Origin of the sequence: Microbacterium sorbitolivorans (assembly GCF_003327285.1) — a bacterium.
Classification (GTDB): Bacteria; Actinomycetota; Actinomycetes; order Actinomycetales; family Microbacteriaceae; genus Microbacterium; species Microbacterium sorbitolivorans.
On the sequence record NZ_KZ848474.1, the window covers coordinates 96,097 to 115,420 of the forward strand.

Genomic DNA, 19,324 nt, shown 5'->3' on the forward strand with positions numbered 1-19,324 from the left:
TGAGGATGACCTCATAACGCCCGGGAATAACGCTCCCACAGGACGCGTTGTCCCGATTGTCCGCCTCAAGAATTGGAGGGACACCGTGGGTAAGAACTACGTAGACATCGAAGATGACAACGGCGAGGTGCTGCGATACCGCAAGCACGCGAACGGCCGAGGGCTCGTCGCGCACGGAGCGAAGGTCGCGGCCTCAGCTCGCATTGAGGCGGGGGCGTATGTCGAACCGCACGCGCGCGTTCTCGACGGTGCGACCATCTCGGCTGGGGCCTGGATCGAACCGGGCGCCGTCATCGGCGCAGGCGCTTTCATTGACGCGAACGCGCACATCGGCCCCGAGGCCGCCGTCGGCGCGAAGGCCAAAATCGGAGTGCGCAGCTTCATCGGCCGCGGCGCCCAAATCGCGGGCGGGTCGCTGATCGGCGACGACGAGAAGATTCTCGATGGCGTGCGCATCGCCACCGACCGACGAGGCTTCAACCTCGCCGCATAAGTACGCCAAGACGTCAGAAGGCCGCCCCATGGGGCGGCCTTCGTGTACATAACGACGCGAATTTTTACCTCAAAGGCCCAAAAATGGCCTTTTCGGGCCTCAAGGCCAAAAATCTCCGTCGTTATGTACGGGGCGGCGCGGAAGCGGCGCAACCGGAGTGGCCCCGGGCCTGCGTACACAACGACGCAAATTTTCGCCTCAAAGCCCTAAAACTGGCACTTATCGGGCCCCGAGGGCAAAAATTAGCGTCGTTGTGTACGGGGTGGCCCGGGCAGCAGCGGAACCGGCCTCAACCCAGCCGGTCGGCCAGCCAGTCGAGCTGCTTGCGTCGCTGCACGGGGCCGCCGCCCTCGTGGCCGCTGTAGGCGTAGTGCTCGATGTGCTTGTCGTCGTGGGCCCAGGCGTTGAAGGCGCCGAAGACGGTGGAGGGCGGACAGATCGCGTCCATCAGCGCCACCGAGAACAGCGCGGGCACGGTGGCGCGCGTCGCGAGGTTCACGCCGTCGAAGTAGCTGAGCGTGCGGAAGGTCTCGTCGATCTGCTCGCGGTACGCCGCGAGGTAGCGCACGAGTTCGGCGTAGGGGTCGCGGTCGGTGATGCTCGTCGCGCGCGGGAAGTCGCACAGGAACGGCACGTCGATCATCGCGCCCTCGACGTCGTTTCCGAGGGCCGCGGCCGCGATCGCGATGCCGCCGCCCTGGCTGATGCCGGTGACGAAGACGGGCAGCTCGGGCGCGAGCTCGTGGGCCACGTCGACGGCGCGGGCGGCGTCGGTGAAGACGCGGCGGTAGAAGTAGTCTTCCGGCGACGTGATGCCGCGCGTCATGCTGCCCGGGGTCGAGGGTCCGGATCCGTGCGGGTCGGTCGTCGCGCCCTGCATGCCGAGGTTCGAGCCCTGGCCGCGCGTGTCGACGCGGAGGTGCGCGTAGCCGGCGGCGACCCACTCCGAGACCTGGTGCGATAGGCCGCGACCGCCCGAGTAGCCGAGGAATTCGACGACGACGGCAGTCGGCTCGACGTGGGTGGGGCGGTGGTACCAGGCGCTCACCGGATCCCCCGCGAAGCCCGAGAAGGTCACGTCGTGCGTCGTCACGATCGAGAGGCCGTTGTCGACCTCGGGCGCGTAGGTCTCGCCGCGCGCCGCGCGGCTTCCCTCGAGCGTGCTCGACCAGAACTCGTCAAAATCGTCGGGCGCGACGACATCGGAGCGTCGGTCGCGCAGCTTCTCAAGCGGCAGATCGAAATGCGGCATTGAATTCCCTTCGTCGGTGTGAGCATACCGGGGCCGTGTGACGCGCCCGTAACCTTAAGACATGGCGCAAAACAAAGCCCCGCGCGGCGGGCGAGTGCGGAAGGCCCCCACGAAGGGATCCGCGAAGTCCCCCACGAAGCGATCCGTAAAGCAGGCGCCGAAACCGGATCCGCTTCCGCCGTTCCGGCTGGGTGCGGTCCCGGGGGCGACCCCGGGCAAGTGGATCCGCCAGTGGCGTTTGCAGCGCCCGCACCAGCCGATCGAGCTGGTCGAGATCGCGTTCGCGGATCAGGCCGCCGCGGTGCGCGACGGGCTCGTCGACGTCGCGATCTGCCGGCGCCCGATCGAGGGCGACGACCTGCACGTGATCTCGCTCTACGACGAGGTTCCCGTCGTCGTAATGAGCGCCGAGTCTGACCTGACCGTCGCGGAGGAGCTCGCGCCTGAAGACCTGGTCGGCGAGGTGCTGATGACGCCCTCCGATGACGTCTACGGGCCGCTCGGCCTGCCGACCGAGGCGCCGAAGTTCCCCGCAATGTCGACGGAGGACACGATCGCGACGGTCGCGACGGGCATCGGCGTCGCCGTGATTCCGATGTCGCTCGCGCGCCTGCACCGCCGCAAGGACGTCGAGTACCGCCCCATCACGGGCGTGCCCGACTCGCCCGTCGTGCTGGCGTGGCTGCGCGATCGCGACGCGGAAGACGTGCAAACCTTCGTCGGCATCACCCGAGGCCGCACGGCGCGGTCATCCCGCTAAGAGCGAGGTCAGCCCGCTAACAACCCCACCTGCTCGTCGAGATAATCGCCGAGCGGCATGAGGAACCCGGCGGGCGACCAGCGGATCATGATGCGCTCGCCGTCGCGCGTGAGCGGCGCGTCGTCGGGGCCCTCGACCGGCGCCCAGTCGTAGTGGAATGTCTCGCCCTCCGCGAACCCGCCGCGGAACGCCATGCCGCGGATCGCCGCGCGCTCGCGCTGCGACTCGGCCGCATACCCGCGGCGCACCTCCTCGGACGCCCGAAGGACGGATCCGGTGCGCCAGAGCGCGTCGTCGCCGATCAGCAACACGCCGACGTGCCAGGCGTCGGCGACCGGCGCGATGACCGCGCGGCCGCCGATCGCGCGGCGGATCCGGCCCGGCTCTCGCACGGATCCGAGCCGCTCTCGCGGGATACCGGCGAGCCTTTCGCGCGCGGTCGACAGCAGCTCCTGGAGTTCACTCACGAGGTCTACTCTACGAAGACGCAGAACATGCTAGATTTGAGTCATTCAAATCTAGAACCTGCCCCATACAGGAGAGGCGATCATGACCGAGAGCACCGGAACCTGCCCGTTCGGCCACGGGTCGAGCGACGCGAGCGGCCCCGCATCGAGCGACGTCACGCCGCACGAGAGCCCCACCGTCGCGGGTGACCACACGAGCGACAACGCCCGTGACGGACACCGCGCGCACCCCACTCAGGGCAGCGCCAACCGCGAGTGGTGGCCGAACCAGCTGAACCTCAAGATCCTCGCGAAGAACACGAGCGTCATCAACCCGCTCGACGAAGACTTCAATTACCGCGAGGCGTTCGAGGCCCTCGACCTCGACGCTGTGAAGGCCGACCTCCGCGCCGCCTTCGTCGACTCGCAGGAGTGGTGGCCCGCCGACTTCGGCCACTACGGCCCGCTCATGGTGCGCATGGCCTGGCACTCGGCCGGCACCTACCGCTCGCACGACGGTCGCGGTGGCGGCGGTCGCGGCATGCAGCGCTTCGCTCCCCTGAACTCGTGGCCCGACAACGTGCTGCTCGACCGCGCACGCCGCCTGCTGTGGCCCGTCAAGCAGAAGCACGGCCAGTCGATCTCGTGGGCCGACCTGATGATCCTCGCCGGCAATGTCGCGATGGAAGACATGGGCTTTGAGACCTTTGGGTTCGGCGGCGGTCGCGAAGACGTGTGGGAGGCCGACGACGACGTGTACTGGGGCCCTGAGAAGGCCTGGCTCGACGCCGACCGCTACCAGGGCGATCGCGTTCTTGACGCGCCCTTCGCGGCGACCCAGATGGGTCTCATCTACGTCAATCCCGAGGGCCCGGGTGGCAACCCGGATCCGCTGGCTGCGGCACAGGACATCCGCGAGACCTTCGCGCGTATGGGCATGAACGACGAGGAAACCGTCGCACTCATCGCCGGTGGCCACACCTTCGGTAAGACGCACGGCGCGCACGCCGACGACAAGCAGGGCCCGGATCCCGAGGCCGCACCCCTCGAGCAGCAGGGCCTCGGCTGGAAGCAGGGCTACGGCGACGGCACCGGCGGAAACGACACCGTCGGCTCGGGCCTCGAGGTCACGTGGACCTACCACCCGGCGCGCTGGGACAACGAGTTCTTCCACATCCTCTACGCCTACGAGTGGGAGCTGTTCGAGTCGGCCGCCGGCGCGAAGCAGTGGCGCCCGAAGGACAACGGCGGCGCCGACATGGTGCCGATGGCACAGGGCGACGGCCGCCGCGAGCCCCGCATGCTCACGACCGACATCGCGCTTCGCGTCGACCCGATCTACGGCGAGATCTCGAACCGCTTCCGCCTCGACCAGGCGGCGTTCGCTGAGGCCTTCGCGCGGGCATGGTTCAAGCTGACGCACCGCGACATGGGCCCGAAGTCGCGCTACCTCGGCCCCGAGGTCCCCGCCGAGGACCTCATCTGGCAGGATCCACTGCCGGCCCAGACCGCCGCGACCGACGAGGCCTCGATCCTCGCCGCGAAGAAGCTCATCGCAGAGTCGGACCTCACGGTCTCGCAGCTCGTGTCGACGGCGTGGAAGGCTGCGGCGACGTTCCGCTCGTCGGATAAGCGCGGCGGCGCGAACGGTGGCCGCATCCGCCTCGAGCCGCAGGTCAGCTGGAAGGTGAACCAGCCCGAGCAGCTGAAGCCGGTCATCGCCGAGCTCGAGAAGGTCGCCGTGGAGTCGGGCCTGTCGTTCGCCGACGTCGTCGTGCTCGCCGGTGGTGTCGGTATCGAGCAGGCGGCTGCGGCCGCGGGCACTCCCATCGAGGTTCCCTTCACGCCGGGCCGCGTCGACGCGACGCAGGAGCAGACCGACGTCGAGCAGTTCAAGTGGCTTGAGCCCATCGCCGACGGCTTCCGCAACTACGACAGCCGCTCGTTCGACCTGCCGAGCGAGCACCTGCTGATCGACCGCGCGAACCACCTCGGTGTCTCGGCACCGCAGATGACCGCCCTCGTCGGTGGCCTGCGCGTGCTCGGCAACAACTGGGACGGCTCGAAGCTCGGCGTCTTCACCGACCGCGAGGGCGTTCTCACGAACGACTTCTTCGTGAACCTCCTCGTCAACGGCACGGCCTGGACGCCCGACGTCGACGAGCAGACCTTCACGTCGTCGACGGGTCAGCGCGGTAGCCGCGTCGACCTCGTCTTCGGCTCGAACAGCGAGCTGCGCGCCCTCGCCGAGGTCTACGCCTCGGCCGACGCCGGCGAAAAGTTCGTGCGCGACTTCGTGAGCGCGTGGGTCACGGTCATGAACAACGACCGCTTCGACCTGGTCTAAGCAACACCCCTCCGGGCCTAGATAGGCACCGAGAAAGCCCTGCGATCCGCTCCCCCGAGCGGGTCGCAGGGCTTTCGCCTTCACGCCGCTCACGGTCAACGCTTATGCTTCTTTCAGCACCCGGAACGCACGAAAGAGACTCATGAGCGACCCGAATCAGTTCCCGCCGGCCGGATCCGGCCAGCCCACGCAGCCGCAGCCGCCGGCGCCCGGTTACCCGGCACAGCCGCCCTATCCGACGCAGCCGGTGAACGGCGCGCCGGGTAGCTACCCGGGCTACGCCGCCCCCGGCTACCCCGCCCCGCCGGCCTACACGCCGCAGGGCACGTCCGACGAGGGCCCCGACGTGGGACAGAAGTCGTTCGTCACCACCTGGCTCCTCGCGATGTTGCTCGGCACGTTCGGTGCCGACCGCTTCTACCTGGGCAAGATCGGCACCGCGATCGTGAAGCTGATCACGCTCGGTGGCTTCGGTATCTGGACGCTCGTCGACCTGATCATCGTGCTGTGCGGCGGCGCGCGCGACATCAACGGCCTGCGCCTGCGCGGCTACATGCGCTACCGCCTCGTGGCCTGGCTCGTCACGGCCGGTGTCTGGGTGCTCGGTATCATCAGCTCGATCGTGAGCTCGATGATCTTCGGCTCGCTGGTCTTCTCGAGCCTCGCGACGGTCGCGACGCTCTCGGAGGAGATCGAGAACCAGACCGGGTCGGTCGTTACCGAGACCGAGCAGCCCGCGGAGGAGCCCGTCGACGAAGAGCCCGTCGATGAGGAGCCGGCCGAGGGCGTCGAGGCGCCGTCGCTCCCGGGTGCCGACGGCTCCGGCGAGGTGTCGGACGACCAGGAGGCCGCCCTCCAGGAGGCCAAGGACTACGCCACGTACAGCCAGATGAGCAAGCAGGGCATCTACACCGCCCTGACGAGCGAGCTACTCGGCGACCACTACACCGACGAGGCCGCCCAGTATGCGATCGACAACCTCGACGACGTCGACTGGAACGCGAACGCCCTCGCGACGGCCGAGTTCTACGCCGAGTACAGCTACCTGAGCGAGGCGGCGCTGCCCGAGGCCCTGGGCGGGGAGTATGGCGCCGGCTTCACGGCAGACGAGGTCGCCTACGCAATGGAGAACCTCGGCGAGGTCGATTGGAACGAGAATGCGCTGCACTCGGCCCAGCTCTACTACGACGAGCTCTCAATGTCGGAAGACGAAATCTTCGAGATGCTGTCGAGCGACGACGGCGGCCAGTTCACCGAGGAGCAGGCGCAGTACGCGATCGACAACCTCGACAAGTAACGACGCCCGCGTCACGAACGGCCGCCCCTCGGGGCGGCCGTTTGCGTTTAGCCGAGGTCTGGCCCGTGGCCCGCGCGGTCGACGATGACGGTCACGTGCGAGCGCTGCGCGACGCCGAACTTCGCGTGGATCTGCGCGAGGTGGTTCTTCACCGTCGTGACGCCGATGTAGAGCCGTTCGGCGATGGCGGGGTTCGAGGCGCCCTGCGCGACGAGCACCGCGACCTCGCGCTCGCGCTCGGTGAGCGTCGCGAAGCGCTCGCGCGCCCGCTGCCGATCGGAATCGGTAGAGTCGTCGGCGGCGCGCCGCATGAGCTGCGCCGTCGCGCGCGGCGAGGCGAAGCCGTCGCCCGCCATGACCACCTCGATCGCCTGCTCGAGCTCGTCGAAGAGACGCTCTTTATGCAGGAAGCCCCGCGCGCCAGCCGCGATCATGCTCGTGAGCGCCCGCTCGGTGCCGAGGCTCGTCATCGCGATGACGCGGCTCGACGGCGCGAGCCGCAGGATCTCGACCGTCGCCTCGGGCCCGCCGAGGACCGGCATGCTCACGTCCATGAGCACGACGTCCGGATGGTGCGCCCGCACGGCCTCGATCGCGAGGGATCCGTCGGCGGCGTCGCCGACGACCGCGGCCCCGAAGCTGCCGAGCAGTCGGGTGAGGCTGCGCCGCACAAAGGGGTCGTCGTCGACGATGACCACGCGCACGGGGATATCGGAACTCGTCACCCCTCGACAGTATCGGTCTGCCCCGACAGTCGAATTACGCCGGCGCCACCTCGACCCACGGCAGGTTGACCTGCACGACGAACTCGCCGCCGCGCTCGCCGATCTCGCAGGTGCCGCCGAGTCGCGCGACCCGCTCGCGGATTCCGAGGATCCCCCTGCCGGACCCGTGCGCCGCGACTGCGCTCGGCCGCCCTACGGGGTTCGCGACGCGCACGTGCACGCCCGTGGCGGGGGTCGCCTCGACCGAGATCGACACGGGCGCGTGCGCGGCGTGCTTCATCGCGTTCGTCAGCGACTCTTGCACGACGCGGAAGACCGTGTGATCGAGCACCGCGGCGGCCCGCTCGACACCGTCGACGAGGATCATCGCGTCGACCTGCGTGCCGGCTGCCCGCGCGCTGCGGACGAGCTCGCCGATGCGCCGCATCGAGTGGCGCGAGGGGTCGTAGTCGGCCGCGGGCCCCTCCCTCAGCTCGCCGAGCAGGCCCCGCAGGTCGTCGAGCGATTGGCGCGCGTCGTGGCGCAGCGAGCGCGCGATCGAGTCGACGTCGGGGTCGCCCTGCGACACGGCGAGCGCCAGCTCGTCGCCCTGCAGCGCAACCGCCGCCAGGCGGCTTGCGAGGGTGTCGTGCATCTCGCGCGCGATGCGCTCACGCTCGCCCTGCCGCGCGACCTCGTCGCTCAGCTCGGACGCCCGCCCCTGTTCGTGGTCGACGCGGTCGCGCAGCACGGCGCTCTCGCGTCGGCTGCGCGCGAGCAGGGTGATGAGCAGGAAGGTCGCGATCGAGCCGATGCCGAGCACCAGGGTCGGCGCGAGCGACGCCCGATCGTCGGCGAAGAATTCCGCCACCTGATCGCCCCACGGGGTGAAGATGTCGCGCAGCATCGACGCCGTGACGGCCACTATCGCCACCCCGATCATCAGGCGGGCGCGCTTCGGCGACGAGCGCTGCACCTGGTGGTGCAGGCCGATGAGCAGCAGGCTGTAGCTCGAGCCTGCGAGGGCGAGCAGCCCGCCCGCGACGATCGGCATCAGCGGGTACTCGCGGCGGAAGTACACCGTGACCCACAGGCCGAGCGCGATCGCCCAGTAGAACGTCGATTGGTCGGTCGCCACGGAGTCCCAGTCGGTGATCATGCCGGGGATGTTGCCCATGCCGACCGTCTCGAACGCGGCGCCCACAACGAAGAGCGTGGTGCTCCAGCCACGACGCGTCATTCGGCCGACCACCGGCACACGGGTATCGCTCATATGTCTGACGATAGAGGCCAGCGCTGACATTCGCGTCGGCCGACCGGCCGCGAACGGTGGCCGATCGGCCGGGCGGATCCGGGCCGACCGGCCCATACGCCCCGCCTGTGCCCCATCGGAGTATCGAGATATCCCATCCGACTCCGAAAGGTCACAGCATGTCCGCTCCGTACCCCGCGGCCCCTCCCGCCCCGGCCCAGAAGAACCACCCGCTCGGCCTCGTCGCCCTCATCACCGCCGCCCTGGGCTTCGTCTTCGCCTGCATCCCGGGTGCCCTCATTCTCGGCTGGATCCTGCTGCCGCTCGCCTTTGTGCTGTCGATCGTCGCGCTGTGCATGAAGGGCAAGAAGCTCTTCGGCGTCCTCGCGATCGCCCTCTCGGTCGTCGGCACGATCGTCGGTTTCATCGTGTTCTTCACCGTCGTCGCGGGCGCGGTCGACGAGGCCTTCGGCGGATCCGATGTCGCGGCGGTCGAGCCGGCGCCGGTAACCGAGGAGGACGTCGCGGAGGAAGTCGAGGAGGAGACGGCCGGCCCGGTCGAGGGATCCCGCGAGAACCCCTACGCGATCGGCACCACGGTCTCGGACGACGAGTGGGAGGTCACGATCAACGGCGTGCAGCTCGGCGCGACCGACGCCGTGCTCGCCGAAAACATGGTCAACCCCTCGCCCGACGAGGGCGACGAGTACATCCTCGTGAACGTGACCGCGACCTACATCGGCGCCGACACCGGCATCGCCGCGATCGACCTCGGCTTCGGCTACGTCACGGTCGACGGCGTCACGGTCGACGGGCTCAGCACCTTCGCGGTCGCGCCCGACTCGCTCGACCGCATGGCCGAGCTCTACAACGGCGCCAGCATCACCGGCAACCTCGTCTACGCGGTGCCGAGCGCGACCGCGGCCGACGGCACCGTCACGGTGCGCATCGGCATGTTCGGCGACGACGTGTTCTTCGCCGCGAAGTAGGCGCGCTCTCCGCCGCCGGCCGCCCTCCGGGGCGGCCGTTCGCGTCGGCAATAATGGATCCATGAGCACCGCACCCGAGATTGCCGGCTGGAACCACACATACTCCGGGAAGGTGCGCGACCTCTACGCGCCCGCCTCCGGCGACGACGACCGCATGCTCGTCGTCGCGAGCGACCGCGTGAGCGCGTTCGATCATGTGCTCGAGCCGGGGATCCCCGGCAAGGGCGCGCTGCTCACGCGCCTCAGCAATTGGTGGTTCTCGCAGCTCGCCGACGTGCCCAACCACCTCGCGGGCGAGCCGCCCGTCGAGGTCGCCGAGCGCGCCATGCTCGTCCGCTCGCTCGACATGCTGCCGATCGAGTGCGTCGTGCGCGGCTACATCACCGGATCCGGCTGGCTCGAATACCAGGAGTCGGGAACCGTCTGCGGCATCGCACTTCCCGAGGGCCTGCAGAACGGCGACAAGCTGCCCGAGCCGATCTACACGCCCGCTTACAAGGCCCCGCTCGGCGAGCACGACGAGAACATCTCGTACGAGAAGAGCGTCGAACTCGTGGGCGAGGCGCGCGCCGCCGAGCTGCGCGACGCGTCGCTCGCGATCTACCGCCGCGCGGCCGAGCTCGCCGAGGCGAAGGGTCTGATCCTCGCCGACACGAAGTTCGAGTTCGGCACCGATGAAGACGGCGTGCTGCGCCTCGCCGACGAGGTGCTCACGAGCGACTCGTCGCGCTACTGGGATCTCGCGTCCTGGCAGAACGGATCTACCCCCGCCGAGCGCATGGCGAGCTTCGACAAGCAGATCGTGCGCGACTGGCTGGCGGCGAATTGGGACAAGCAGGGCACCCCGCCCGAGCTGCCGCAGGACATCATCGACCGCACCGTCGCCCGCTACGAGGAACTGCTGACGCGCCTCGGAGCCTAACAAATCATCAATTCTCCGCGCGGTCATCTGCGAATTGCAGATGACCGCGCGGAGAATTGCAGAGTTGGGCTACCCGCCGATGGCGTTCATGCCGCGGGTGGGCTGCAGGAAGCTCGGGTCGTTGATCGCGTGGCCCGGGAGTTTGCCCCAGACGCTCGCCCGCAGGCGCATGGCGATCTCGGCGTCGGGGGCGGATCCGCGCAGCGCCGGCACGAGGTCGTTCTCCACCTCCGAGAAGAGGCAGTTGCGCAGCTGACCGTCGGCGGTCAGGCGCATCCGGTCGCACGCCCCGCAGAACGGCGCGGTGACCGAGGCGATGACGCCGACGCGGTGCTCTCCCCCGTCGATCCGCCAGGTCTCGGCCGGCGCGCCGCCGCGCCCCGGGATGGGTGCGAGCGCCCAGCGGGCCGAGAGCGCCTCCAGGATCTCCTCGCGCGTGACCATGTTCTCCCGCGACCAGGTGTGGCCCGCGTCGAGCGGCATCTGCTCGATGAACCGCATCTGCGCGCCCACCGAGATCGCGAACTCTACGAGATCGACGAGCTCGTCGTCGTTGACCCCGCGCATCGCGACCGCGTTGAGCTTGAGCCCCGGCATCCCCGACTCGGCGGCCGCGCGGATCCCCCGGATCACGTCGCCCAGCCGGTCGCGCCTCGTGAGCTCGCGGAAGCGGTCGGCGCGGAGCGTGTCGAGCGAGATGTTGAGGCGTGACAGCCCCGCGCCCCGCAGCGCGGGCAGCATCCGCTCGAGCCCGATCGCGTTGGTCGTCATCGCGACCTCGACCCCGCCGATGCGGCTCAGTCGCCCCACCACGTCGACGAGGTCGCGGCGCAGCAGCGGCTCGCCGCCCGTCAGCCGGAACGTCGTGATCCCGAGCCCCGCGGCGACGCGCGCGACGCGCTCGATCTCGTCGGCCGTCAGGATGCTCTGCCGCGCCAGCCACTCGTTGCCCTGCTCGGGCATGCAGTAGGTGCAGCGCAGCGAGCAGCGGTCGGTGAGCGAGATCCGCAGGTCGCGGTGCACGCGGCCGAAGCGGTCGACGAGCGGGCCCGCCACCGGCATCTCCGGCGCGGCGCTCGGCGCGCCCCGCGGGCGCGTGCGGATCACGGGCAGCGCGGTCACGCGGCCGCCCTCCGCGCTACAGCGGGCGCGGCGCCCGGCGCCGGATCCGCGGGCGCCGGATCCGCGGGCGCGGGATCCGCGAAACCGCGCGCCGAACGGGCCGCGCCCGGCACCGGATCCGCCAGCAACCGCACGTGCTCCGGCGGCACCGCGACCCCGACGATATCGCCGGGCGCGAGGTCGAGCCGCGCGAGCTCGGCGGAGGTGATCTCGACAACGAGGCCCGGATCCCGCACCCACACCCGCGCCCCGCCGGGCGAGGGTTCGAGCCGGTCGACGCGCGTCGGCCAGCCGCCCTCGGGCGGCTCGCCGGCGCACAGCGCGACCTCGGAGGGGCGGAAGAGGGCGACGAGAGCGGATCCGTCGGGGACGGGAGCCGGATCCGCCGCGCGCAGCCGCACGGGCGAGCCGGCCGCGCCCGTAACCCAGGCGCCGCCCGCGGCGACACCCACGAGCCGGTTCAGCCCGGCGGTCGCGGCAACGAAGCGCGTCGCGGGGTTCTCGAGCACCTCGCGCACGGGGCCGTGCTGCACGATGCTGCCGGCCTCGAGCACGAAAAGCCGCGAGGCGAGCGAGGCGGCGTCGAACGCGTCGTGGGTCACGAGGATCGTGGTGGTCGCCGTGTCGGCCAGCTGCTCGCGCATCATGGTGCGGATGTCCGACGCGGTGACGGGATCCAGAGAGGTGAGCGGCTCGTCGAGCAGCAGCAGGCGCGGCTCGGTCGCCAGGGCCCGCGCGAGCGCCACTCGCTGTTGCTGCCCGCCGGAGAGATTCTGCGGGCGATCGGATCCGCGCCCCGGCAGCCCGACACGGGCGAGCCACTCGTCGGCGCGGCCCCGCGCGTCCCGCCGCGACGCCCCGGCCGCGCGCAGCCCGAAGGCCACGTTCTCGCGCACGCTCAGGTGCGGGAAGAGCAGGGGGCGCTGGTCGAGCAGCACGACGCCGGCCGTGCGGCGGTCGAGGCGCCCGTTCGCGGAGATGTGCTGCTCGCCGATCGCGAGGCTGCCGCCGGTGAGGGCGGCGGATCCGTCGAGGGCCGCGAGCAGCGTCGACTTGCCCGCGCCGCTCGGCCCCATGATCGCGGCGACCCCGCCCGGCTCTACGGCGATCTCGGCGTCGAGGGTGAACTCGGCCGAGCGCCGCACCACGATTTGCCCCGCCACCCCGACCATCAGCGCGCCCTCTCGGGTCGCCAGGCGCGCACGAGAAGCAGCACGACGAGCACCGTCGCGAGCAGCATCAGCGAGAGCGCGACGGCGGGGCCGCGCGCGACGCCGGATCCGTTGAAGGCCGTGTAGATCGCGAGCGGCATCGTCTGCGTGACGCCCGGCGCGTTGCCCGCGAAGAGCGCCGTCGCGCCGAACTCGCCGATCGCGCGGGCGAAGCTGAGCACCACGCCCGCGACGATTCCGTCGGCGACGAGCGGCAGCGTGACGCGGAAGAGCACCCGCCACCGCCCCGCGCCGAGCGACACCGCCGCGCGCTCGTAGTCGGTGCCGGCCGCGCGCACGGCGCCCTCGACCGAGATGACGAGGAACGGCATCGCCACGAACACCTGCGCGATGACGACCGCGGGGGTCGTGAACGGCAGGCCGAGCCCGAGGGAATCGAGCCACGCCCCGAGAGGGCTGCTGCGCCCGAGCAGGAACAGCAGGGCGACGCCACCGACCATCGGCGGGAGCACGAGCGGGATCGTCACGAGCACGCGCGCGATCGTCGCCGTGCGCGGCTGGGCCCTCGCCATCGCGAGCGCGAGCGGGATCCCGAACACGATGCAGCAGATCGTCGCGGCGGTGGCGGTGAGGAGCGAGAGGCCCAGGGCATCCAGGGCGGCCGTCGACGTGATGTCGGCGGGTAGCGTCGCCCAGTCGACCCTCGCCACGAGGGCGACGAGGGGCAGGACGAGGAAGGCCAGCGCGATCGCGGTCGGGATGACCAGCGATCGCGGCGGCGCCGCCGGGGATGCGGTGGGGATCACGGGGCTCCAAAGCCCCATTCCGCGAGCGTGCCCTGCCCCTCGTCCGAGAGCACGAAGTCGACGAACGCCTTCGCGTCGTCGCCCGCCGATGCGAGCGTGCCGATCGGGTAGCGGTTCACCACGGCGTCGAGGTCGGCATCGTCGATCGCCTCGACACCCTCGGCTCCCTTCGCGTCGGTGCGGTAGACGAGCCCCGCGTCGGCGTCGCCCGCCTGCACCTTGGTGAGCACGGCGGTGACGTTTTGTTCGAGGCTCGCGGGTTCGACGTCGACGCCGGCCGCGGCGAGCGCCTGCTCCGATGCCGCGCCGCACGGCACCTCGGCCGCGCAGAGCACGACCGTGAGGGCCGGATCCGCGAGGTCGGCGAGCGACAAGATGCACGTCGTGCCGGACGGCACGGCGATGACGAGCGAGTTCGTCGCGAAGATTTCGGGTTCGGGCACCGAGTCGGCGATCCGCTCCATCGTCGCCTCGTCGGCAAAGGCGGCGACGTCGAAGTCGGCGCCCTCCTCGATCTGGGTCGCGAGGGTGCTGGATCCGTCGTAGACGACAGGGGCGACCTCGATGTCGGGGTTCTCCTCGCCGAACTCGGCGATGAGCTGTTCGAAGACGCCGTTGAGCGATGCCGCCGCGGCGATGCGCACGGGGGTGGCCTCGGAGCCCGCGGCGGGTGCCGTTTCCTCCGCCGCGCAGCCGGACAGGACGAGCGCGCCGAGGAGCGCGGCCGAGGCCGCGGCGCGGGGGAGGAAGTGGGTCATGGCGACATTGGTACCACAGCCTTCGCGGGATGCCTGCACCGGAAACAAGGCGGAAATCTGCCGGAATTGCGGGGAATTTAGCGTGTCGGCATGGCCCTTCCCCCGCTGGTTGCACCCGCGGCCTCGCTGTCTCCGGCCGAGGCCGCGCGCACCGCCCGGCACGCCGCGCTGTACCCGCTCGGCGAGCTCGGCCAGCGCCGCCTGGCGGCCGCCCGGGTCGCGATCGTCGGCGCGGGCGGGCTCGGATCCCCCGCGGTCCTCGCGCTCGCGGCGGCCGGCGTCGGGCGCCTCACCGTGATCGACGACGACGTCGTCGACGCGTCGAACCTGCAGCGCCAGATCCTGCACCGCATGCGCGACGAGGGCCGCGCGAAGGTCGACAGCGCCGTGCGCGCGGCGGCCGACCTCGCGCCCGAGTGCGTCGTCGAAGCGGTGCGCGAGCGCCTCACCCCCGACAACGCCGAGCGGCTGCTGGCGGGCGCCGACGTCGTGCTCGACGGCACCGACACCTTCGCGTCGCGCCTGGCCGTCGCGGCCGCGTGCGAAAATCTCGGGGTTCCCCTCGTCTGGGGCGCCGTGCAGGAGTTCACGGCCCAGGTCACGGTGTTCTGGTCGCGGCCGCCCGCCGGGGCGCCCCGCGTGGTGCTCGCCGACCTCCACCCCGGCGCCGGCGAGCTGCCGACGTGCGCGGAGGTGGGCGTGCTCGGTTCCGTCGTGCTGCAGGTCGGCTCGCTCATGGCGACGCAGGCGATCCTCCTGATCGCCGGTATCGGCGACCCGCTCCTCGGCCGGATCGCGCTCGTCGACGCCCTGCGCTCGACGGCCAGGGAGGTGCCGCTGCTCGCGGCCGCGGGCGATGGGGATCCGGCGGCCGGTGCCGCGGATCCGGGTGCGGGCCGCGCGGATCCGGCACCGGCCGCGGCGGACCTCCCCGCCGGTGCCGTCGTCGTCGACGTGCGCGAGCCGTCGGAGCGGGCGGGCGGCGTCATCCCCGGCGCGGTCCTGATCCCGCTCGCCGAGCTCGCCGCCGACGAGCGGATCCGCTTCGACGCCCCCGTCGTGACCGTCTGCGCGAGCGGGGTGCGCTCGCGGCGCGCGGCCGAGATCCTCGCCGCCCGCGGTACGGGCGCGACCTCGATGCCAGGGGGAATGGCGGCCTGGACTGGCCGCGTGGAGGTGCCCGCGTGATCGCCGTCGAGGAGTACACGGGGCGCGTGATGGCCGATGCCCAGCCGCTCCCCGCCGAGGCCGTGCCGGTCTCGGACGCCCGTGGGCGCACGCTCGCGGAGCCCGCGATCGCGCGGCTCGAGATCCCCCGATTCGACAACTCGGCGATGGACGGCTTCGCCGTGCGCTTCGCCGACGTCGCGGGCGCCACCGAGGCGGATCCGGTTGCCCTGCGGGTCACCGCCGACGTTCCCGCCGGCAGCACCCTCGACCCCGCGATCGCGCCCGGGACGGCGGCGCGCATCATGACGGGCGCCCCGGTTCCCGCGGGCGCCGACACCGTCTCGCCGTTCGAGGGAACCGTCGGGGGCCTCGCCGACTCGCTCGGCACGGCCCTCGTGTGGCAGGAGCCCCGAGCCGTCGGCGCCCACGTGCGCCGGCGCGGCGAGGATCTCAAGGTCGGCGACGAGGTGCTCCCGGCCGGCACGCCGCTCGGCCCCCTGCAGGTCGCGGCGCTCGTCGCCGCCGGCATCGCCGAGGTGCGCGTCGCGCGGCGCCCGCGGGTGCTCGTCGCGTCGACGGGATCCGAGCTCGTCGCCCCCGGCGAGGCGCCCGGCCCCGGGCAGATCCCCGACTCGAACTCGACCCTGCTCGCCCTGCTCGTGGCCGACGCGGGCGCCGAGGTCGTCGGGTGCGCCCGCGTCGACGACGACCCGGTCACGCTGACGCGCCTCCTCGCCGCCACCGACGCCGACGTCGTCATCACCTCGGGAGGCGTGAGCGCCGGCGCCTTCGAGCCGGTGCGGCAGGCGCTCGAGGGAACCGTGTCGTTCGAGAAGGTCGCCATGCAGCCCGGCAAGCCCCAGGCGTTCGGGCGCCTCCCCTCCGGAGCCCTCTTCTTCGGGCTGCCGGGCAACCCCGTGAGCGTCGCGGTGTCGTTCGAGGTCATCGTGCGCCCCGCGCTCCTCGCGCTCCAGGGCCGCGGGGAGGTCCACCGCCCGACGCTGCGCCTCCCCGCGGCGTGCGGGTGGCGCACGCCCGACGGCCGCAGCCAGTACCTGCCCATCGCGGTCGACCGCGACGACCCCGCGCGCTGGGCGGTGCGCCCCGCGACCGCCGGCGGATCCGGTTCGCACCTCGCGGGCGGGCTCGGCCGCGCCGAGGGCTACGCCATCGTCCCCGCCGACGTCGCCGCCGTAGAGGCCGGCGACCCCATCGAAGTGATACTGATCCCATGAGCGAATCGCCCTTCACCCACCTCGACGCCGCCGGCCACGCCCGCATGGTCGACGTCACCGAGAAGCAGCCGACCGTGCGGGCCGCGACGGCGCGCGGCTTCGTGCGGTGCGCGCCCGAGACCGTCGCGCTGCTGCGTGACGGCGCCGTGCCCAAGGGCGACGTGCTCGCCGTCGCCCGCATCGCCGGGATCCAGGGCGCGAAACAGACCGCGCAGCTCCTGCCCCTCGCCCACATCATCGGCGTGCACGGCGCCACCGTCGACCTCGACATCGTCGACGCCGGCGTCGAGATCGAGGCGACCGTGCGCACCGCCGACCGCACCGGCGTCGAGATGGAGGCCGTCACCGCCGTGACGATCGCCGCCCTCGCGATCCTCGACATGGTCAAGGGCATCGACCGCTCGGCCCTCATCGAAAACGCCCGCATCGTCTCGAAGACCGGCGGGCGCAGCGGATCCTGGACGAGGCCCGGCGAATGACCACGCGCGCCGGCGTGATCCTGGCCGGCGGCCGCGCCAGCCGGGTCGGCGGCGCCGACAAGGCCCTCTTCGAGGTCGGCGGATCCACGCTGCTGGCGCGGGCCGTCGCGGCGCTCCGCTCCTGCGACGAGATCATCATCGTCGGGCCGGAAGCCGACCGACCGGCCTTCGACGGGGCGCGCTGGGTGCGCGAGGATCCGCCGTTCGCGGGCCCCGTCGCCGGGATCGCCCGCGCGGTCGCGGCGGTCGAAGGCGCGTCCGAGGTAATCGTGCTGCCCGCCGACCTGCCGGGCGCGGCCGAGGCGGTCGGGCTGCTGCTCGCCGCCGGGCTCGGCGACGACGACGGCGTCGTGCTCACGGATCCGGGCGGCTACCCGCAGTGGCTCACCGCCCGCTACCGCGTGCCCGCGCTCGCCGCCGCGATCGACGCGCTCGAGGCGTCGGCCTCCGTCCGCGCCGTCGTGTCGCGGCTGCGCGTGCGGATGGTCGAGGCCCCCGCGAGCGCGACCCGCGACATTGACACCTGGGGCGACCTGGCTCGGGAGACAAGGAACACCATGAGCGAACACGCCCCGCTTCCCCCGGAGGCGCTCGACGATTGGGTAGCGGCCGCGTGCGCCGAGGTCGGGCCCGACCCCGCCGACGTCGACATCGCGCAGATCCTCGACCTCGCGCGCGACGTCGCGCACGGCGTCGCGCGGCCCGCGGCTCCCGTGACGGCCTACATCGCGGGGCTCGCCGCCGGTAGGTCCGGCGACGCCGACGACGCCGCCGAGATCCTCGCGAGGCTGAGCGCGCTCGCGAGCCGCGCATGACGACCGTGCGATTCTTCGCCGCGGCGGAGGAGGCGGCCGGATCCGCGAGCGAGGAGCGCTCGGAGGCGACGCTCGACGCGCTGCGCGCGGGGCTCGTCGCCGACCACCCGGCGCTCGGCGGGGTCCTCCCCCTCTGCGCCGTGCTGGTCGACGGCCGCCGCCACGATGGCAACACGGCGCTCGCGGCGGGCTCGACGGTCGACGTGCTGCCGCCGTTCGCGGGCGGGTGAGCGTTAGCCGCCCATCCCCTTCCACTGCGCGGACCCGTCGGCCGTGACCTGCCGCTTCCAGACCGGCAGATCGCGCTTGATCTCCTCGATCATCGCCCGGCACGCGTCGAAAGCCTCGGCTCGGTGCGCCGACGCGACGGCGATCACGACGGCGACGTCGCCGACCGCGAGGCGGCCGATGCGGTGACTCACCGCGATGATCGTGCCCGTGCGCCCCGAGACCCGCGCGGCGACCTCGGCGAGGATCCGCTCGGCGTCGGGGTGCGCGCTGTACTCCAGCGCGACGACGGCGGTCTCGGCGTCGGGATCGTGATCGCGCACCCGGCCGACGAAGCTCGTCTCGGCGCCCATCCGCGGGTCGTCGACGGCGCCGAGGTGCGCGTCGAGCGAAAGCGGATCCGCGCTGATGCGGGCGATGCGCACGTCAGGCATGGTCGGTGCCCGGGTGGTCGGCACCGTCGAGCTGCTCGAGCACGTGGCCCGCGACCGACAGCACCACGGCGATGCCGTCGCGGACGGCGGCGGGCGAGCCGGGCAGGTTGACGACGAGCGCGCGGCCGGCGATTCCCGCGAGGCCTCGCGAGAGCAGGCCGCCGGGCGCAACGGCCGCGCCGACGCGGCGCAGCTCCTCCGGGATCCCGGGGATCTCGCGCTCGAGCACCTCGGCGGTCCCCTCCGGGGTGCGATCGCGTGGGGCGATGCCGGTGCCGCCGCTCGTCACGACGAGCCGCGCCCCCGCGGCGAGCGCGCGGACGAGCTCGTTGCGCACCGGCTCGGCGCCGTCGGGGATGATCGTCGGCGCATCGCAGTCGAATCCGGCCGCCCGGAGGGCCTCGACGGCGACGGGCCCGGCGAGGTCGTCGCGGGTGCCCGCGGCCGAGCGATCGCTCACGGTGATGACGGCGGCTCGCATGATGCGAGTTTAGGTCGGCACCGTGTTTCGCAGGTGTTTCGCCCGCCTCATCCTTGCTCAGGCGCCCGGTGATCGAGATGTGATCCGGCCGTAAAACCGGCGCCTCACGACCGGAACGCCCGGCCCATAGCGTGACCGGTACGCGACCCGACCCCCATTGGA

General features: G+C 71.8%; 21 protein-coding genes. 11 read left to right on the forward strand and 10 right to left on the reverse strand.

All coding sequences use genetic code 11. The annotated features are described in order from the left end of the window. The first annotated feature begins 85 nt into the window (after positions 1-85). Positions 86-493 (forward strand): transferase, encoded by a 408-nt coding sequence (locus DTO57_RS06170; RefSeq protein WP_114117363.1) that lies wholly within the window; start codon positions 86-88, stop codon positions 491-493. Between the two features lie 289 nt (positions 494-782). Here DTO57_RS06170 and DTO57_RS06175 read toward each other — a convergent pair whose 3' ends face one another. Next, positions 783-1,745: an acetylxylan esterase gene (locus DTO57_RS06175; RefSeq protein ID WP_114117364.1), complete on the reverse strand. Its 963-nt coding sequence runs from the start codon at positions 1,743-1,745 to the stop codon at positions 783-785. A gap of 61 nt (positions 1,746-1,806) precedes the next feature. Here DTO57_RS06175 and DTO57_RS06180 point away from each other — a divergent pair, with 61 nt between their 5' ends. Continuing rightward, positions 1,807-2,505: a LysR family substrate-binding domain-containing protein gene (locus tag DTO57_RS06180; protein ID WP_114117365.1), complete on the forward strand. Its 699-nt coding sequence runs from the start codon at positions 1,807-1,809 to the stop codon at positions 2,503-2,505. An 8-nt stretch (positions 2,506-2,513) separates the two neighbouring features. On the opposite strand, the gene DTO57_RS06185 is transcribed toward DTO57_RS06180, so the two are convergent. Further along, on the reverse strand, positions 2,514-2,972 hold the full coding sequence (locus tag DTO57_RS06185) for a glutaminase (protein ID WP_114117366.1): 459 nt from the start codon (positions 2,970-2,972) through the stop codon (positions 2,514-2,516). A gap of 82 nt (positions 2,973-3,054) precedes the next feature. On the opposite strand from DTO57_RS06185, the gene katG reads away from it, so the two are divergent. Continuing rightward, positions 3,055-5,298 (forward strand): catalase/peroxidase HPI, encoded by a 2,244-nt coding sequence (gene katG / locus DTO57_RS06190; protein ID WP_114117367.1) that lies wholly within the window; start codon positions 3,055-3,057, stop codon positions 5,296-5,298. A gap of 142 nt (positions 5,299-5,440) precedes the next feature. Next, positions 5,441-6,595: an Ltp family lipoprotein gene (locus DTO57_RS06195; RefSeq protein WP_114117368.1), complete on the forward strand. Its 1,155-nt coding sequence runs from the start codon at positions 5,441-5,443 to the stop codon at positions 6,593-6,595. 47 nt (positions 6,596-6,642) lie between these two features. Here DTO57_RS06195 and DTO57_RS06200 read toward each other — a convergent pair whose 3' ends face one another. Together DTO57_RS06200 and DTO57_RS06205 are read right to left on the reverse strand one after the other, a co-directional pair. Beyond that, positions 6,643-7,320, reverse strand: a complete 678-nt coding sequence (locus DTO57_RS06200) for a response regulator transcription factor (protein ID WP_114117369.1) — start codon at positions 7,318-7,320, stop codon at positions 6,643-6,645. A 34-nt stretch (positions 7,321-7,354) separates the two neighbouring features. After that, entirely contained in the window at positions 7,355-8,572 is a 1,218-nt protein-coding gene (locus DTO57_RS06205) for a sensor histidine kinase (RefSeq protein ID WP_162785680.1), read from the reverse strand. Positions 8,573-8,730: 158 nt separating this feature from the next. On the opposite strand from DTO57_RS06205, the gene DTO57_RS06210 reads away from it, so the two are divergent. After that, positions 8,731-9,540: a DUF4352 domain-containing protein gene (locus tag DTO57_RS06210; protein WP_114117371.1), complete on the forward strand. Its 810-nt coding sequence runs from the start codon at positions 8,731-8,733 to the stop codon at positions 9,538-9,540. 61 nt (positions 9,541-9,601) lie between these two features. After that, positions 9,602-10,462 (forward strand): phosphoribosylaminoimidazolesuccinocarboxamide synthase, encoded by an 861-nt coding sequence (locus DTO57_RS06215; protein ID WP_114117372.1) that lies wholly within the window; start codon positions 9,602-9,604, stop codon positions 10,460-10,462. 69 nt (positions 10,463-10,531) lie between these two features. Here DTO57_RS06215 and moaA read toward each other — a convergent pair whose 3' ends face one another. From moaA to modA, 4 genes are read right to left on the reverse strand one after another with little or no spacing between them, the layout of a single operon-like run. Beyond that, positions 10,532-11,584, reverse strand: coding sequence for a GTP 3',8-cyclase MoaA (gene moaA / locus DTO57_RS06220; protein ID WP_229730431.1), 1,053 nt, complete (start codon positions 11,582-11,584; stop codon positions 10,532-10,534). Continuing rightward, a complete protein-coding gene (locus DTO57_RS06225; RefSeq protein ID WP_229730433.1) occupies positions 11,581-12,732 on the reverse strand; it encodes an ABC transporter ATP-binding protein in 1,152 nt (383 codons plus the stop codon). The genes moaA and DTO57_RS06225 overlap by 4 nt, the downstream gene beginning before the upstream one ends. Positions 12,733-12,755: 23 nt before the next feature. Further along, the gene (locus DTO57_RS06230) at positions 12,756-13,580 is read right to left on the reverse strand and encodes an ABC transporter permease (RefSeq protein ID WP_114117374.1); all 825 of its coding nucleotides are present in this window, start codon (positions 13,578-13,580) and stop codon (positions 12,756-12,758) included. After that, on the reverse strand, positions 13,559-14,320 hold the full coding sequence (gene modA, locus DTO57_RS06235) for a molybdate ABC transporter substrate-binding protein (protein ID WP_114117375.1): 762 nt from the start codon (positions 14,318-14,320) through the stop codon (positions 13,559-13,561). The genes DTO57_RS06230 and modA overlap by 22 nt, the downstream gene beginning before the upstream one ends. A gap of 90 nt (positions 14,321-14,410) precedes the next feature. Between modA and DTO57_RS14675 the strand changes: the two genes are divergently transcribed. Genes DTO57_RS14675 through DTO57_RS06255 form a run of 5 tightly spaced genes read left to right on the forward strand, consistent with a single transcriptional unit; the run spans position 14,411 to position 18,249 of the window. Continuing rightward, entirely contained in the window at positions 14,411-15,508 is a 1,098-nt protein-coding gene (locus DTO57_RS14675) for a ThiF family adenylyltransferase (protein ID WP_229730438.1), read from the forward strand. After that, positions 15,505-16,725, forward strand: a complete 1,221-nt coding sequence (locus DTO57_RS14680; RefSeq protein ID WP_268235365.1) for a molybdopterin molybdotransferase MoeA — start codon at positions 15,505-15,507, stop codon at positions 16,723-16,725. The genes DTO57_RS14675 and DTO57_RS14680 overlap by 4 nt, the downstream gene beginning before the upstream one ends. Beyond that, positions 16,722-17,204 (forward strand): cyclic pyranopterin monophosphate synthase MoaC, encoded by a 483-nt coding sequence (moaC, locus tag DTO57_RS06245; RefSeq protein ID WP_114117376.1) that lies wholly within the window; start codon positions 16,722-16,724, stop codon positions 17,202-17,204. The genes DTO57_RS14680 and moaC overlap by 4 nt, the downstream gene beginning before the upstream one ends. Further along, positions 17,201-18,019 (forward strand): NTP transferase domain-containing protein, encoded by an 819-nt coding sequence (locus tag DTO57_RS06250; protein ID WP_114117377.1) that lies wholly within the window; start codon positions 17,201-17,203, stop codon positions 18,017-18,019. The genes moaC and DTO57_RS06250 overlap by 4 nt, the downstream gene beginning before the upstream one ends. Continuing rightward, complete coding sequence (locus tag DTO57_RS06255; protein WP_114117378.1) at positions 18,016-18,249, forward strand: MoaD/ThiS family protein; 234 nt, start codon at positions 18,016-18,018, stop codon at positions 18,247-18,249. Before DTO57_RS06250 ends, DTO57_RS06255 begins: the two co-directional genes overlap by 4 nt. Before the next feature lie 3 nt (positions 18,250-18,252). On the opposite strand, the gene DTO57_RS06260 is transcribed toward DTO57_RS06255, so the two are convergent. Together DTO57_RS06260 and DTO57_RS06265 are read right to left on the reverse strand one after the other, a co-directional pair. Then, entirely contained in the window at positions 18,253-18,681 is a 429-nt protein-coding gene (locus DTO57_RS06260) for a molybdenum cofactor biosynthesis protein MoaE (protein WP_114117379.1), read from the reverse strand. Further along, on the reverse strand, positions 18,674-19,162 hold the full coding sequence (locus DTO57_RS06265; RefSeq protein WP_114117380.1) for a MogA/MoaB family molybdenum cofactor biosynthesis protein: 489 nt from the start codon (positions 19,160-19,162) through the stop codon (positions 18,674-18,676). The genes DTO57_RS06260 and DTO57_RS06265 overlap by 8 nt, the downstream gene beginning before the upstream one ends. Positions 19,163-19,324: the final 162 nt, after the last annotated feature.